The sequence below is a fragment of the Corallococcus carmarthensis genome (assembly GCF_003611695.1).
GTDB lineage: Bacteria > Myxococcota > Myxococcia > Myxococcales > Myxococcaceae > Corallococcus > Corallococcus carmarthensis.
The window spans coordinates 1-934 of sequence record NZ_RAWE01000467.1 but is presented as its reverse complement, the minus strand read 5'-3'; the positions used below and the strand labels follow the sequence as shown (position 1 = coordinate 934).

1 protein-coding gene is annotated in these 934 nt (G+C 73.2%); it reads left to right on the top strand.

Annotated features, from left to right (window positions below):
- The coding region (locus tag D7X32_RS44500) for a serine/threonine-protein kinase (RefSeq protein ID WP_147450539.1) at window positions 1-934 on the top strand (934 nt) is incomplete at both ends.

Here is a 934-nt window from a genome sequence, read left to right as displayed (position 1 = left end):
GGGGGTGGTGTACGCCGCCTATGATCCGGACCTGGACCGCAAGGTGGCGCTGAAGCTCCTGCGGGTGAAGGGCGGCCACGAGGACCTGGAGCAGGGGCGGGCGCGGCTGTTGCGCGAGGCGCAGGCCATGGCGCGCATCTCCCACCCCAACGTCATCCCCGTCTTCGAAGTGGGGCAGTGGGAGCAGCAGATCTACGTGGCGATGGCGCTGGTGGACGGCGGCACGCTGCGCGACTGGACGAAGGCGAAGCCCCGGACGTGGCAGGAGCTGCTGGACAAGTACCTGGCGGCGGGCAAGGGCCTGGAGGCGGCGCACGTGGCGGGGCTGGTGCACCGCGACTTCAAGCCGGCCAACGTGCTGGTGGGCAAGGACGGGCGCGTCTACGTCACGGACTTCGGGCTGGCGCGGCCCATGGGCGAGGCGGAGGACGACGACGAGGACGGCGGGCGCACGCGGCCGGTGGGGGACGACTCGCCGCTGAACTCGCAGCTCACGCAGGCCGGGCTGGTGATGGGCACGCCCGCCTATATGTCGCCGGAGCAGTTCCGGGGTGAGCTGCTGGACTCGCGGTCGGATCAATTCAGCTTCTGCGCGGCGCTGTACCGCGCGCTGTACGGCATCCGCCCGTTCGATCCGGACGAGCTGTCGAGGGTCGCGTCCCAGCTGCGGGCCCGGGGCGGGGCGGATGACGAGCCGGGCGTGACGGAGGCCGCGGCGGTGCAGGTGCTGCCGCCGTCGCCCATCCTGGAGCCGCCGCGCGAATCGAAGGTGCCGGCCTGGGTGCGCCGCGCGCTGATGAAGGGGCTGTCGCTGGAGCCGCGCGACCGCTTCCGCTCCATGGCGGAGCTCTTGACGGTGCTGGGGCAGCGGGAGCGGCGGGCCCTGCTGCAGCGCCGCGCGGGAGCGGCGGTGGCGGCCACGGTGGTGCTGGGC